Annotated in this window: 11 protein-coding genes; 4 read left to right on the top strand and 7 right to left on the bottom strand. The window is 72.0% G+C overall.

The window, feature by feature from the left end; translation table 11 throughout:
- The first annotated feature begins 175 nt into the window (after positions 1-175).
- Positions 176-1,570, top strand: coding sequence for an alpha/beta fold hydrolase (locus ACFWPI_RS01285; protein WP_380369453.1), 1,395 nt, complete (start codon positions 176-178; stop codon positions 1,568-1,570).
- A gap of 212 nt (positions 1,571-1,782) precedes the next feature.
- Positions 1,783-2,997 carry an alpha/beta hydrolase family protein gene (locus ACFWPI_RS01280; RefSeq protein ID WP_380369450.1) on the top strand — a complete coding sequence of 405 codons (1,215 nt, stop codon included), beginning with the start codon at positions 1,783-1,785 and terminating at the stop codon, positions 2,995-2,997.
- A 115-nt stretch (positions 2,998-3,112) separates the two neighbouring features.
- On the opposite strand, the gene ACFWPI_RS01275 is transcribed toward ACFWPI_RS01280, so the two are convergent.
- The 4 genes from ACFWPI_RS01275 to ACFWPI_RS01260 form a co-directional block, all read right to left on the bottom strand.
- Positions 3,113-4,348 carry an epoxide hydrolase family protein gene (locus ACFWPI_RS01275; RefSeq protein WP_380369448.1) on the bottom strand — a complete coding sequence of 412 codons (1,236 nt, stop codon included), beginning with the start codon at positions 4,346-4,348 and terminating at the stop codon, positions 3,113-3,115.
- A gap of 73 nt (positions 4,349-4,421) precedes the next feature.
- Complete coding sequence (locus tag ACFWPI_RS01270; RefSeq protein ID WP_380369445.1) at positions 4,422-5,456, bottom strand: SMI1/KNR4 family protein; 1,035 nt, start codon at positions 5,454-5,456, stop codon at positions 4,422-4,424.
- 317 nt (positions 5,457-5,773) lie between these two features.
- The gene (locus ACFWPI_RS01265; protein WP_380369442.1) at positions 5,774-6,601 is read right to left on the bottom strand and encodes a lipase family protein; all 828 of its coding nucleotides are present in this window, start codon (positions 6,599-6,601) and stop codon (positions 5,774-5,776) included.
- Positions 6,602-6,865: 264 nt separating this feature from the next.
- Entirely contained in the window at positions 6,866-7,744 is an 879-nt protein-coding gene (locus ACFWPI_RS01260; RefSeq protein WP_380369439.1) for an oxidoreductase, read from the bottom strand.
- A gap of 369 nt (positions 7,745-8,113) precedes the next feature.
- On the opposite strand from ACFWPI_RS01260, the gene ACFWPI_RS01255 reads away from it, so the two are divergent.
- Positions 8,114-8,869, top strand: coding sequence for an SDR family oxidoreductase (locus tag ACFWPI_RS01255; RefSeq protein ID WP_380369436.1), 756 nt, complete (start codon positions 8,114-8,116; stop codon positions 8,867-8,869).
- Between the two features lie 101 nt (positions 8,870-8,970).
- Here the strand turns inward: ACFWPI_RS01255 and ACFWPI_RS01250 are convergent, their stop codons facing one another.
- The 3 genes from ACFWPI_RS01250 to ACFWPI_RS01240 form a co-directional block, all read right to left on the bottom strand.
- Entirely contained in the window at positions 8,971-9,834 is an 864-nt protein-coding gene (locus ACFWPI_RS01250) for a PIG-L family deacetylase (RefSeq protein ID WP_380369433.1), read from the bottom strand.
- 167 nt (positions 9,835-10,001) lie between these two features.
- Complete coding sequence (locus ACFWPI_RS01245) at positions 10,002-10,832, bottom strand: hypothetical protein (protein WP_380369431.1); 831 nt, start codon at positions 10,830-10,832, stop codon at positions 10,002-10,004.
- 204 nt (positions 10,833-11,036) lie between these two features.
- Positions 11,037-12,143: an Lrp/AsnC family transcriptional regulator gene (locus ACFWPI_RS01240; RefSeq protein ID WP_380369429.1), complete on the bottom strand. Its 1,107-nt coding sequence runs from the start codon at positions 12,141-12,143 to the stop codon at positions 11,037-11,039.
- A 150-nt stretch (positions 12,144-12,293) separates the two neighbouring features.
- Here ACFWPI_RS01240 and ACFWPI_RS01235 point away from each other — a divergent pair, with 150 nt between their 5' ends.
- A complete protein-coding gene (locus tag ACFWPI_RS01235) occupies positions 12,294-13,478 on the top strand; it encodes a M20 family metallopeptidase (protein WP_380369427.1) in 1,185 nt (394 codons plus the stop codon).
- Positions 13,479-13,560 lie beyond the last annotated feature (82 nt).

Genomic DNA, 13,560 nt, shown 5'->3' with positions numbered 1-13,560 from the left:
GTCGGCGAGGCGTGCCGCCGCGGCGCAGCGTGAGGGACGTGGGGGCGTAGCGGACGCGGTTCCGTCCGCCTTCCAGGTCGAATCCCGCCCGAACGCTCCCCATCGAAGAGCCCCGGGGCGCAGGCTGGTTCCGTGACCGCGTCAGCACGGACGCGGCGCGAGCGGAAGGACGAACATGACGAGCACGCGCGGCCGCGTCGCCGCCCTGCTGGGCGCCGTCGCGGTGGTCGCCGGCACCACCCTGGCCACCCCTGCAGTCGGCTTCGCCGCCACGGCCGGACCGGCCCGCGTCGGCGGGATCACCGGCCAGGCGCCCTGCCCGGACGCACCCGAGTTCAGCTGCGGGACCCTCACCGTCCCGTTCGACCACAGCGGCGCCACCCCCGGCACCCTCGACCTTGAGGTGGCCGTCACCGGCAACACCACGGCGCCCAAGGGCGACCTGCTGTTCCTCACCGGCGGCCCCGGCCAGCCCGGCGTCCCGGCGATCAAGCGGATGGCGGGCAAGCTGGAGCCCGTCCTCAAGGACTACCGCCTGGTGATGTACGACCAGCGCGGCACCGGCCGGGGCGCGCTCCAGTGTCCGGGCCTCCAGGAGGACATGGGCTCCTCCGACCTCGCCCTGCCGCGCAAGCAGTCGATCGCCGACTGCGCCGCCGCCCTCGGCCCCAACTCCCGCCACTACAGCACGGCGGACACCGTCGCCGACATCGACCTGCTGCGCCGCGCCCTCGGCGACCGGCGCCTCACCCTGGACGGCGTCTCGTACGGCAGCTTCGTCGCCGAGCGGTACGCGCTCGCCCACCCGGCGCACGTGGCCCGGTTGGTGCTCGACTCGGTGGTGCCGCAACAGGGTTTCGACCCCCTCGACCTGGCCGCGCTGCCCGCGAGCGCCCGGGTCCTGCGGGCCGCCTGCCAGGCCACCGGCTGCACCACCGACCCGGCCGCCGACCTCGCCGCCACGGTTCGGCGGTACGGCAACGGGGCGCAGATCCTGAGTGCGCTCACCGGCTACGAGTTCATCGACCCGAACTACGGCGGGGTCCCGGAGATCCTGCACGAGGCCGCCGCCGGGCAGCCCGCGAAGCTCCAGGACTTCTTCGACCTGGTCCGCCGGCAGGTCGACGCGGCCTCGGCCGAGGAGCTCAGCCAGGGGCTGCACTCCGCCGCCCTGTGCGCCGACTCGCGCTTCCCGTGGGGCACCACCGATACCCCGGTCGCGGGCCGTGCGGCGGCGCTGGAGCGCACCCGGCAGCGGCTGACCGCCGAGCAGACCTGGCCGTACGACCCGGCGACCGCGACCGGGCTCGGCAGCCTCCTGGTCTGCCTCGACTGGCCGCGCGAGCAGGTGCCGCCGGCGCCGTCGGACCACCGCAAGCTGCCGGACGTGCCGGTGCTGCTGCTCGGCGGCGACCGGGACCTGTCCACGCCGTACGAAGTGCTCTACCAGCAGGCCGAGTTGGCGCACGACCCGCAGACCGTGATCGTGCCCGGGGCGGCGCACTCGGTGCAGAACCGGGCGGCGAACCCGGCCGGACGGCAGGCGGTGTACGACTTCCTGCTGAAGTAGCGGGAGCCGTCGGCGGGCCGTTCCGCACGGGGGACGGAACGGCCCGCCGCCGCGGCCCGTCCGGCCTGTTGCGCCGGCCCGCCTGTTGCGCCGGCCCGTCCGCCCTCATCCGCTGGGATGCCCGCTCCTCCTCCGCTGGGATGCCTTGTCCCCTTCCCCGTCCTCCCCTGAGGGGATGTCAACTACTGCGCCCGCGAACTAGCGTCGCCGGAATGACCAGAATCCGTCGTGCTGCCCTGGCCGCCGTGCTCACGCTCGTCCTGCCGCTGCCGATCATCGGAGCGGGTACGGCGTTCGCCGCGCCCGGGCCCTCCGCCACAGCCCCCTCCATGGCCCCGTCCGCGGCCCCCTCCGCAGCCTCGGACAGGTCCGGCGTCCAGCTGGAGCTGCCCCGCCCGACGGGTCCGCACGCGATCGGACGCAGCACCCTGCACCTCGTCGACCAGCACCGCCGGGATCCCTGGGTGCCGGCCGCGGGTGCCCGGGAACTGATGGTGTCGACGTACTACCCGGCCCGGCCCGGGACAGGCGGACCGGCCCCCTACATGACCACCGAGGAGGCCCGGCTGCTGCTTCAGCAGGCGGCTCAGGGCGGCGCCGTCCCGGCCGAAGCGCTCGGCGGCACCCGCACCTTCGCGCACGCCGACGCACGGCCGGAGCGCGGCAGGTTCCCCCTGCTGGTGCTCTCGCCCGGCCTCGGGCTGCCGCGCGCCACCCTCACCGGCCTCGCCGAGGACCTGGCCAGTCGCGGGTACGTCGTCGCGCTGGTCGACCACACCTACGAGTCCACCGGTGTGACCTTCCCCGACGGACGGACCCGCACCTGCGCCGTCTGCGACCAGACCCCCACCCTCGAGGCTCTGGAGGCGATAGCCCGGAGCCGGGCCACGGATCTCTCCTTCGTCGTCGATCAGTTGACCGACCGTCATTCACCGTGGCGATACGCCGGCATGATCGACCCGCGGCGGATCGGCATGGCCGGGCACTCCATCGGCGGTGACGCCGCCGCCGCGACCATGGCTGTTGACGACCGGGTACGAGCCGGGGTGAACATGGACGGAACCTTCCTCGCGCCGGTCCCCGCCGCCGGCCTCCAGGGCCGCCCCTTCCTCATGTTCGGCACCCTGGCCAACCACAGCCCGGGCGGCGCGGACACCAGCTGGGACCGCGACTGGGCGCGCCTGGACGGCTGGAAGCGGTGGCTGACCATCGCCGGCTCCGACCACTCCAGCTTCACCGATCTGCCCGTCCTCGCCGCACAGTTGGGCGTGGCCGGCCCGGCCGTGCCGATCCCGGCGCAGCGCGCGGAGGAGATCACCCGCGCCTACGTCGGGGCCTTCTTCGACCTGCACCTGCGCGGCATCCCGCAGCCGCTGCTCGACGGCCCGTCACCGGCCGACCCGGAGGTCGCCTTCCAGCACCCCTGATCCTGCCGTCTGATCCCACCGTCGCCCCCGCGCACGCCCCGCGCCCGCCCCCGCGGGGGGCAACGCGCGGGGCAACGCTCGCCCGGCCTGTCGCCGGGCGAGCCGGCCGGGTTGTTCAGGGCCTGCGGTCGTGGAAGGTGCGGCGCAGGTCGTCCACCCAGGCGTCGGGGTTCTCCCAGGGGATGAAGTGGCCGCCGTGGTCGTGGGCGTTGACGTTGACGTGGTTGAACCAGTCGGCCTGCGGGCCGGTCCTGAACGCCCGGACGCGTTCGTCGGCGGTGTGGATGCCGGGCGGGTTCTCGTACGTGACGAGGGTGAGGCCGACCGGGGCCTGTACGACCGGGGTGCGGTCGTGGGCGGGGGCCCAGGGGTAGCGGTTGGCGTTGGCGTAGTAACGCATCGACGTGGCGATGGAGTTGTTCACCCAGTAGATCGTGGCGTGGGTGAGCAGGTCGTCCTTGGTGAAGACGGATTCGACGTCTCCGCCGTTGTCGCTCCAGGCGTTCCAGCGCTCCAGCAGCCAGGCGAGCAGTCCGGCGGGCGAGTCGCTCAGCCCGTGGGCGAGGGTGGCGCCGTCGAGCGTGTGCACGGCGAGGTGGGACGCCGAGCGCTGGTCCAGCTCGATGGTGCGGGCGCGGACGTCGGCGGGCTGGTCGTCGGTGAGGGGCCGGTTCCGGGCGAAGTCCCAGGCGCGGGGTCCGGTGAAGAAGTCGAGCGGCAGCCCGGAGCCGATGTGGATGCCGTACAGCTCGTCGGCGTACTTGTGGCCGAGCTGGCTGGAGACGATCCCGCCGATGTCGCAGCCCCCGGCGGCGTACTTCCCGTATCCCAGGGTCTCGGTCATCAGGGTGTGCCAGAGGTCGGAGACCTTCCAGAAGTTGACGTCCGGAAAGCCGGTGAGCGGGCCGGGGAAGCCGAAGCCGGGCAGGGACGGCACGATGACGTCGAACGCGTCGGCGGGGTCGCCGCCGAACGCGGCCGGGTCGGCGAGCGGGTCGATCACCTTCGACCAGTGCCAGAATGTCCACGGCCAGCCGTGGGTGAGGATCAACGGGATCGGGCGGGGGCCGCGGCCGGGTTTGCGCAGGAAGTGCACCGGGACGCCGCCGACGCTCACCTGGTAGTGCTCGTGGGCGTTGATGGCGGCCTCGGCCTTGCGCCAGTCGTACCCGTCCCGCCAGTAGGCGACCAGTTCACGGAGGTAGCTGTCCGGGACGCCGTAGGACCAGTCCTCGTTCCCCTCGTCCAGCGGCGGACGAGTCAGTGCGAGACGCGTGCGCAGGTCGTCGAGGACCTCGTCGGGCACATGGATCGGGGTGGGTTTCAGGGGGAAGGTGTGCGGGGCGGTCATGGCGTGGTTCCTTTCCGGGGAGGAGGAAGCGGTGCCGCCGCCGGACGGGCACCAACTGGCCCGGCGAACACGGCTACCCGTCCTGCCCGGCCACGGTGGCGAGTCCGTCGAGCAGCGTGGTGATGGTGGCGTCGGTCAACCGATAGCCGTCGGCAGTCTCGACGATCTGACCCGAGGCGATACGGGAGTTCCACCAGTCCTCGAGGAAGCCGGGGGCGTATCCGCCGGTGCGGAAGCCGTACTGCTCGGACTCGAGGCCGAAGGCGATCATGAGCCCGTAGTCCGGCAGCGCGTAGGAAGGCTCGTCCTGCGCAGGCGTTCTGAGGTACCGCTCGAAGGAGTCGACCCGGTTGAAGCTGCTGAACAGCCAGAACAGGTAGTCGTACATGAGCGTGGAGCGCGCGTCGGCGTGCAGGGCGAAGAACCCCTTGTCGTGCACGAGGGCCTCGGCGAGCGCCCGCATCCGCCGGTCCGCGTCGGGCAGAACGTCCGCGACCTCGCGGAAGGCGCGCAGCAGGACGGGGGAGAAGCTGCCGTCGCGCACCGCGGCCAGGTCGGCGAGCCGGTCCTGCTCCGAGGTGTCGTAGACGGACTCGTCGACCAGGCCCGTGACGAACGCCTCGAAGTTCTCCGCGACCAAGGTGATCGCGAAGTCGGCCTCCTGGCTGACGTGCACCACGGTCGGCTCGCCGCGCCTGCCGCACGCGCGGTAGTCGAGGGCGAGCATGTCGTGGCCGCCCGAGGGCATGGCGGCGAAGTAGACACCGATGTCGGGGTACTCCCACCTGTCGATCCAGAACCGGCTGCCGAACTCGCCGCCGAGCGATTGCGGACGGGTCCGCCCGACGCCCCGGATTCCGGTGATCTCGATGTAGTCGTCGGCCCAGGACGTGGCTTCGGGCATGGGGAAGCAGGTCCGGGCCGGGGTGCCGCCGTTGTGCACGGTCATCAGCGCGACGTAGGAGTCGGGCAGACGGTATCCGCTGAGCTCCTCCTCCAACGACGCGACCAACTCCGGCGAGGGCGGGGCCTCCTCCACGTACTGCTCCAGCGCGTACGCCGAATCGTCCCAGAACCCGGTGACGTCGAAGCCCTCGAAGTGTCCCACTGCGCCCTCCCGCACCTACTCGTCCGGCGATTGTACGTTCGATGCCCGGCCGACGGCGGCTTCGGAGAAGGGCAGAGTCAGGCGGCACTGACGCATCGCCGTACTGAGCCGTACTGATGGGCGGCGAGGTGGTCGGCCCAACGAGACATCAACCCGGCTCCGGGCGAAGCAGGACACCGTGCAGTCCCCGTGCCGGTCACGGCCGCTTCGCCCACGAAGCCCGGACTCCTCGCCGTCCGCCGCAGCCTCCCGTCGGGTTGTGGAGCGGACGTCGGGTCGGGCCCGGCCCTGTGGGGTCGGCCCCGGGTGTCCTGCGATCAGGCGGCTGTGGCGAGGTTCTTCTCGAACGCGGCGAGGTAGTTGCGCAGGTGGTGGTCCTTGATGCCGTCGGTCTCGGGGGCGAACATGTCCTGGCGGTAGCCCTTCGCCCGGTCCTTCAGCCCGGCGATGAGCGGCATGGCCTCGTGGAGCTCTCCGTCGGCGTCGAAGTAGCGGAGTGCGTTGACATGGGTGAAGGCCGGCTCGGGCGGGAGCTGGGGGACGATGTCGTTGTTGTTGACGAAGCGGTAGCAGCAGTCCCTGAAAGCCGTGTTGTGGGCGGCGGCGAGAAGGCGTTCACAGGTGCGGGGCTGGCCGAAGGTGTAGACGCCGTCGGGGAGTTGGCGAGGCTCCTCGAAGTACCAGCAGGCGCCGGCCAGCATGGCGAGGGCGCCGCCGAGGCTGTGGCCGGTGAACCAGACGCTCTGCCCGTTGGTGCGCAGTCCCCGGATGGTGTCGCGGATCTCGGGGTAGACGGACCGCAGGGCCTGGTGGAAGCCGTAGTGGACGAAGCCCTTGTTCGCCGGTCCGGGAACGGGCGGGGTGCTGACGTCGGTGAGCCAGTCGTAGATCTTCAGGACCTCGGTGCCCCGGAAGCCGGTGACGATCATGCGGTCGCTGGCCATGGTGTAGGCCTGGGTGTCCTCGATCGGGAACGGCATCTGGTGCGTCGACTCGAAGTGCCGCACCTCGTCGAAGCCCCAGGCGTGGGCCTTGTCCTCGATGCCGGCCCGGTCCAGCACGGCCAGTCCGGCGGCCTGCGCCATCCAGTAGGCGTGGGGGAGGGAATAGCGGGTCGTCGAGTGGTCCAGGGCGGGGATGGCCATCGGTGTCCTCCGGGAAGCGGGCCAGCGGGTCGCCCAGCAACCTAGTGCCGTACGCGAACGGAGGGGAGCCGGAAGCGCTGAAGGCCACCCGTACGGGCGCAACCGCGGCGGAACCCGGATCCCGGCGGGCTGTGCGGGAACCGCCGCAGGACGCGGGATCCGCGGCGTTCGCAACACCGCCCATGGGCTCGACGGCCGTGGTCCCCGATGATCGGCGTGGCGTCGGCGAAGTCGAAGTGGCAGCGCTGCCAGCCGCGTTGAGGACTACCGCGATCTCGCGGAGCCGATGGTGTCGAGTTCGGCGACGGCGTCGGCGGGCAGGACGAGGTCGGCCGCGGCGGTGTTCTCGCGCAGGTGGGCGATGGAGGAGGTGCCGGGGATCAGGACGGTGGTTGCCGAGCGCTGCAACAGCCAGGCCAGTGCGACCTGTTGCGGGGAGGCGTCGAGACGGGCGGCGACATCGTTGAGCACCTGGGACTGGAACGGGCTGAAGCCGCCCAAGGGGAAGAACGAGGCGAAGGCGATGTTCTGGTCCGCGCAGCGGTCCACGAGTGAGTCGTCCTGCCGGTTGGCCAGGTTGTAGAGGTTCTGGACGGTGACGACCGGGGCGATGGCCTGCGCCTCGGTGAGCTGGGCGTCGGAGACGCCGCTGATGCCCAGGTGGCGGATCAGCCCCTGACGGCGCAGGTCGGCCAAGGCGCCGAACTGCTCGGCGATGGGCGCATCGGAGATGTTTTCCACCGAGTCCAGGCGCAGGTTGACGACGTCCAGGGCCTCCAGGCCGAGGTGCCGGAGGTTGTCGTGGACCTGGGCCTTGAGGTCCGCGGGCTCCTGCGAGGGGATCCAGTCGCCGGTCTCGTCGCGGCGGGCGCCGACCTTGGTGACGATGTGCAGTCCGGCCGGGTAGGGGTGCAGGGCTTCCTTGATGAGTTCGTTGACGACGAACGGCCCGTAGTAGTCGCTGGTGTCGATGTGGGTGATGCCCAGCTCGACGGCTTCGCGCAGGACCGCCAGGGCCTGGTCGCGGTCCCTGGGGGGACCGAAGACGCCGGGGCCGGCCAGCTGCATGGCGCCGTAGCCCATCCGGCTGAGGGCGAGGTCGGGGGCCAGGGTGAGGGTGCCGCCGGGAGCGCTGGTGGTCACGTCGTGCCTTTCGTCGGCTTCGCTGAGGCCGGGGCCGACGAATCGGACGCTCGTGGACAGCCCGGCGTGACTCCTAACTCTGGGGGAGCGGGGGTGGGCGGGGCGGCACCCCGGTGTTCCTGGGCGTGGCAGGGACACCCGCCCGTGGCGTGCTGTGGGCCGGCACCAAGCCGTGGGCCTTTCCCTGGTGCGTGGTGGTGGGTGCCGGTTGCCACGGGCGCAAGCCGCGGAACCTCGACATGCGGGCCCTGGCATGCCGCCATAGCGTGAGCGTGGTGGTGGCAGCGAGGCGCCAGGCGCACTCGTCCGGGCCGGCGGGCCTGCCCGACTTCCCCTCCCCTTCCCCCGGCTCCTGATGAGGAGAGTTCCATGCCCGGCCACACGCTCAAGGACAAGGTCGTCGTCATCGGAGGCGCATCGAAGAACCTCGGCAGCCTCATCGCCAAGGAGTGCGCCCGGGACGGTGCCAGGGTCGTTGTGCACTACAACAGCGACGCCTCCCGCGACAAGGCCGAGCAGACGGCCGCCGACGTGAAGGAGCTCGGTGGCGACGCCATCGTCCATCAGGGCGACCTGAGCAGGGTCTCCGAGGTGGAGACGCTCTTCGACGTCGCGGTGAGCGCCTTCGGCAAGGTCGATTGCATGGTCAACACGGCCGGCATGGTCATCAAGAAGCCCATGACGGAGACCACGGAGGAGGAGTTCGACAGGATGTTCGCCGTCAACACCAAGGCGGCGTACTTCATGATGCGCGAGGCGGCCAAGCGCCTGGAGGACGGCGGGAAGATCGTCACGATCGTGACCTCGCTGCTGGCCGCCTACACCGGCCTGTACTCCGTCTACGCGGGCAGCAAGTCCCCCGTCGAGCACTTCACCCGCGCCCTGTCCAAGGAACTGTTCGGCCGCAACATCTCCGTCAACAACGTCGCCCCCGGCCCGATGGACACCTCGTTCTTCTACCCGGCCGAGACCGACGACTCCGTCGTCTACCACAAGTCGTCCTCCATGAACGGGGAGCTCACCAGGATCGAGGACATCGCCCCGCTCGTGAAGTTCCTGCTCACCGACGGCTGGTGGATCAACGGGCAGACCGTGTTCGCCAACGGCGGCTACACCACCCGCTGATCCGTCAGGACCCTTGCCGACTGCCCCCGAGTGGAAGCGGCCACGCCCTTCCGGGCGTGGCCTGCATCGTTTCCTCCGAGGCCCCGGGCCTGCCCTTCGGCTCAGCGCAGGCCGGTGAACAGGTCCTTCTCGGGCAGCGCCGCGCCGGTGGTGTCGAGGACCCGGACGAACGTCTCCACGCCCATCAGTTCGGTGAACCGCTCCCGGCCCATCTTCAGGAAGAAGATGTTCTCGCCCTGGCTGGCGTGCGCGAGCAGCGCGTCGTACTTCTGCCCGCCGAAGGCGGTGGCGTCCACCCAGGTGGTGATCTCCTCGTCGGACAGCCCGATCGGGGGCAGCTCCACGGCCTCCCCGGTGGGCTCCGGGTTGTCCCCGTCAGTGCTGTCAGCCGCGGTGTCCCCGTCGGTGCCGAACTCGCGCATGAGCTCGCCGAAGCGCTGCATCATCGAGTGCGGCGCCGTCGTCCAGTACACCTTGGGCGTCAGGGCGGCCTGGGTGAGGGCGGCCATGGTGATGCGGTTGGCCTGGATGTGGTCGGGGTGGCCGTAGAAGCCGTTCTCGTCGTAGGTCACGACGACGTCGGGCCGGTAGCGGAGCATCAGGTCGGCGAGCCGGGCGGCGCCGTCGGCGACGGGGGTGCTCCAGAACGATCCAGGGGCGTCGTTGGCGGGCCAGCCCATCATCCCGGAGTCGCCGTAGCCGAGCAGTTCGAGGTGGTCGACCCCGAGGATCCGGCAGCTGGCTTCGAGTTCCTGGCGGCGCAGTTCGGCGATGGCGGCGGGGTCGTGGCCCTCCTCGCCCGGCTTGGCGCCGCCGGGGCCGTCGCCGCAGGCGCCGTCGGTACAGGTGACGAGGACGGTGCGGATGCCCTCGGCGGCGTAGCGGGCGAGGACGCCGCCGGTCGAGGTGGCCTCGTCGTCGGGGTGGGCGTGGACTGCCATCAGCGTCAGGGGCCGGTCGGCCATGGGTGTCGTCCTCCGGTCGGTCGGTCGGGTGTTCGTCTCCCAGTCTGCGCCAGCGCCTCGGGCGGCTCGGGCCCGGGGGTGGTCGAGGCCGCCGGGCATCCCGGTGGGGGGCGGTGTGCTCGGCCTCCCGGCCGCCACGCGGGGCTTCCGGGCGTGGCCGCCGGCGGTCAGCCCCCGGCGCAGCCGCCGTTGCGGCAGTCGCGCCAGGGGCCCCAGGCACCGCCCGGGGCCTGCTCGGAGATCTCGGCGGACAATGAGGGGCCGTTCCACATGTGCGCGAGCACCGTCAGCCTCCCGTCGGCCGCCTCGGTGACGGAGGAGGGGGTGGCCACCGCCTCCGACAGCGGACCGGTGCCCAGGTTGGTCCAGGAGCCCCAGATGCCGGGGGTGCTCTGCTCGTTGACGTACAACTGCGGGCTGCTCGAACCCTGGTAGACCTCGAAGAAGGCCAGCGCGCCGTCCGCCCGCTGGAAGGCCACCGGCACCCCGAAGAACCTCGGCACCAGCCCCCCGGCGGGGCCGAAGGGCTCGGGCGCCGACCACGGCCCGTCCGGGCCCGCCTGGTGCATCCGTACCAGGACCGACGACTGGTACCCGATGGTGAACACCTCCAGGGCGCCGTCGGCGTCCGCGGCGGCGGTGAGCACCTGGTTCCGGTAGCTGAGGCTCATGTCGTTGACCTGGCTCCAGGCGCCGAACGGGCCACCGGAGGACGACTGCGTCCGGTACCAGATGGTCCCGCCGGTGCCGTCGGCGGTCGAGAAGACCGCGAACCGCGCCTGGGTGCCGCCGGGACGGGTGACCGTGGTGGACTGCCCCTCGGTGCCCGGGGGCGTGGTGGTGTCCCGGGGCCGGTCCGCCGTCGACGACACGGTCGCCGGTGCCTGTACGGAGGTCGGGGCCTGGGCCTGGGCGGATGGCGCGAGGAGGCCGACTGCGCCGATGAGTGCGGCGCAGACGGTCGCCGCCGCCGTGCATCGCCGTGCGCTCTTGGGCATGGCTGGTCCCTGCCTTCCGATCGGTCTGCGGGGCCCGGCCGGGCAGTGGCGCGGGCCGTCGGCCATCCTGCCCACCGGGGCGGCCGGTACGGGCGCCTACGCCCGGAAATGGCCGGAACACACGGGCGGGCCGCCGGGCCTGCGCGAGGCGGCCCGCAGCTCCTGGTGACGGCGCGCTGCAGCAGGGACGGACCTGAACGGCCGTCAGGAGAGCGGGATCGGATCCCGCCAGATGTCCAGCGGAACGGCGCGGACCGCGCGTCCGTCCCCGTCGAGGATTCGGCCCATCCGCTTCACGGTGCGCAGCGACACGCGGCGCTCGGCCACCCGCAGGTCGGGGAACCTGCGGGCGAGAGCGGTTTCCAGCCGCTGGACGTCGGCGAGGGAGCGCTGCCAGACGGAGAGCAGGAGGTTGTGCGGGCCGGTGACGGACACGCACAGCCGGACCTCGGGGAGTCTGGCGAGCTGGGGGCCGACCTCGTCGAGCCGCTCCGGGGGGAGGTCGGCCCGGAAGGTCGCCAGGACCGGCCGGCCGGCGTCGCGGGCGGCGATCTCGCAGCGGAAGCGGATCGCGTCGGAGGCGGCCAGCCGGTCGAGGCGCCGGCGCAGCGTGGACGGGCTGAGCCCGGTGGCGGCGGCCAGCTCGGCTTGGCCGAGGCGGCCGTCGACGCCCAGTCTGATGAGCAACTCCCGGTCTTCTTCCCGGACTTCGGCTCGTACGCCGGACGGCGTCCCGTAGCCCGCCAGGTGATCGTCGTGCAGTTCCACGCGCTGGGCCTGGTCCAGCGAGTCCAGTCGCCAGCGGATCCCCTCGGCGTAGAAGCCGGTTGCCAGGTGGACGCGGACGGCGTTGACCCCGGGGAGTGGGCCGAGCCGTTCGGCGGTGTACCGGGAGACCGTCGCCAGGTCGGTGAAGGCCACGGTGACGACGAGGTCGCAGCCCTGGGCGACGTGTTCGATGCTCATCACGTGCGGGTCCTCGGCCAGTTCGTCGGCGATCTGCCGGAGCCGGCCGGGAGCGCAGTCGAGGTCGAGGTAGGCGACGCACCCGCGGTCCTCGGGGTGCGGCAGACCGTAGGCGGTCACCCAGGCGATCCCGGCCTGCGAGAGTCGGCGCCAGCGGCGGGCGGCGGTGACCGGGCTGATCCCGAGGGTCTGGCCGAGCAGCGACCAGGGTGCGCGGGGCCGCAACTGCAGCGCGTTCACCAGGGCGAGGTCCAGCTCGTCCACCGTCACCTCGGCGCCGGTCGTCGCGGTGCCGGTCACCTCGGTGCCGGTCGTCGCGGTGTCGGGCATCTCGGAGCCGGTCACCGTCGGCTGCCGGTGGATTCGTGCATCGAAGGGCCTCCTGGTGGCGTGATCCTGCGAAATCGCGGGCAAATCCCGCCGCGAGATCCAGAATCACGGAACAAGATCGCTCTGCACAAGTTCCCGCCACGCGCGGGATCGACGGAGGTGCCCGTGTCCCTGCACGACGACGCTCTCGCTCTGGCCCCGGACCTGGTCCGGCTGCGCCACGACCTGCACCGGTTCCCCGAGTTGGGCCTGGCCCTGCCGCGCACCCAGGAGCGGGTGCTGCGGGCCCTGGACGGCCTGCCGCTGGAGGTGAGCCAGGGCTCGGCGCTGAGTTCGGTCACCGCGGTGCTGCGCGGCGGCCGACCGGGGCCGGCGGTGCTGCTGCGCGGGGACATGGACGGCCTGCCGGTCGCCGAGAAGGCCCCGCTGCCGTTCGCCGCCGACAACGGGGCCATGCACGCCTGCGGACACGATCTGCACACCACCATGCTCGCGGGTGCCGCACACCTGCTGGCCGCACGGCGGGAACAGCTCCACGGCGACGTGGTCTTCATGTTCCAGCCGGGCGAGGAGGGGTGGGACGGGGCCGGGGCCATGCTGGCCGAGGGCGTGCTCGACGCGGCAGGAAGGCGCCCGGTCGCCGCCTACGCCCTGCACGTGTCGTCGGCCATGCGGCACGGGGAGTTCGGCTCCCGGCGCGGGCCGATCATGGCCGCTTCCGCTGCGCTGAACGTCACCGTCCACGGTGCGGGCGGCCACGGTTCGGTGCCGCACCGGGCCAAGGACCCCATCCCGGCGGCCTGCGAGATGGTCACCGCCCTGCAGACCATGGTGACCCGCCGCTTCGACGTGTTCGATCCGGTGGTGGTCACCGTCGGGCTGATCCAGGCCGGCACCCAGCGCAACATCATCCCCGAGACCGCCTACTTCGAGGCGACCGTGCGCACCTTCTCCGCCGCGGCGCAGTCCAAGGTCGCCGACACCACGGTGGAGCTGGTCAGGGCCATCGCGGCCGCCCACGGCCTGCGGGCCGAGGTCGAGTTCCTTCCCCAGTACCCGGTGACCGTGACCGACGGGGCCGAGACCGACTTCCTGGCGGACACCGTCCGGGAGGTCTTCGGCGAGGAGCGCTTCCAGCCGATGCCGAACCCGATGACCGGGTCGGAGGACTTCTCCCGGGTCCTGGACGCCGTGCCGGGATCGCTCGTGTGGCTCGGCGCCGCCCCGAAGGGGACCGACCCCGACGACCTGCCGGTCAACCACTCGCCCTACGCGGAGTTCGACGACGCGGTGCTCCCCGACGGGGCCGCGCTCTACGCCGAACTCGCCACCCGCCGTCTCGCGGCCTGAGCCCGGTCGAACCCGTAGCACGCAACCCTGCTGAACCCGCAACCCGTAACCCGTAACCCGTACACCGAGGAAGAAACGATCA

This window comes from Kitasatospora sp. NPDC058492 (assembly GCF_042720685.1).
GTDB lineage: Bacteria > Actinomycetota > Actinomycetes > Streptomycetales > Streptomycetaceae > Kitasatospora.
This window is presented reverse-complemented; position numbering and strand designations above follow the sequence as displayed.

Excerpts from the sequence above, each read along its gene's own strand:
- ACFWPI_RS01285 (WP_380369453.1), top strand. The coding sequence starts at position 176 with ATGACGAGCACGCGCGGCCGCGTCGCCGCCCTGCTGGGCGCCGTCGCG.
- ACFWPI_RS01280 (WP_380369450.1), top strand. The coding sequence starts at position 1,783 with ATGACCAGAATCCGTCGTGCTGCCCTGGCCGCCGTGCTCACGCTCGTC.
- ACFWPI_RS01275 (WP_380369448.1), bottom strand. The coding sequence starts at position 4,348 with ATGACCGCCCCGCACACCTTCCCCCTGAAACCCACCCCGATCCATGTG.
- ACFWPI_RS01265 (WP_380369442.1), bottom strand. The coding sequence starts at position 6,601 with ATGGCCATCCCCGCCCTGGACCACTCGACGACCCGCTATTCCCTCCCC.
- ACFWPI_RS01255 (WP_380369436.1), top strand. The coding sequence starts at position 8,114 with ATGCCCGGCCACACGCTCAAGGACAAGGTCGTCGTCATCGGAGGCGCA.
- ACFWPI_RS01250 (WP_380369433.1), bottom strand. The coding sequence starts at position 9,834 with ATGGCCGACCGGCCCCTGACGCTGATGGCAGTCCACGCCCACCCCGAC.
- ACFWPI_RS01245 (WP_380369431.1), bottom strand. The coding sequence starts at position 10,832 with ATGCCCAAGAGCGCACGGCGATGCACGGCGGCGGCGACCGTCTGCGCC.